General features: G+C 33.1%; 1 protein-coding gene. It reads right to left on the reverse strand.

What is annotated here, in order from left to right; all coding sequences use genetic code 11:
- Positions 1 to 269, reverse strand: a 269-nt coding sequence (locus GUI70_RS25740) for a ribonuclease HII (protein ID WP_368733651.1), incomplete at both ends; no start/stop codon positions are given.

Consider the following 269-nt stretch of genomic DNA (forward strand, 5'->3'; position numbering starts at 1 on the left):
GATTTGAGTAGCTTTATAAATATTAAATTCATCTATTTCTTCAGCTGTAGCGATACCATATGCAAAAGCAGTAACTTCATTTTTTAGTGCTTCATTTAATTCTAGACGTTTCGTAACAGGTACTTTTTTCGAGTCATCAAGGCCCAAATAATTGTGATTTGAATTTAAAATTGTTGCGCATGCAACGACTGGACCTGCTAAAGGTCCTCTTCCAACTTCGTCAATACCACAAATAATAGCATTAGGATGCTCTTTTAATATTTCATTTT

The organism is Deinococcus alpinitundrae, from assembly GCF_009982895.1.
GTDB classification, from domain to species: Bacteria; Deinococcota; Deinococci; order Deinococcales; family Deinococcaceae; genus Deinococcus; species Deinococcus alpinitundrae.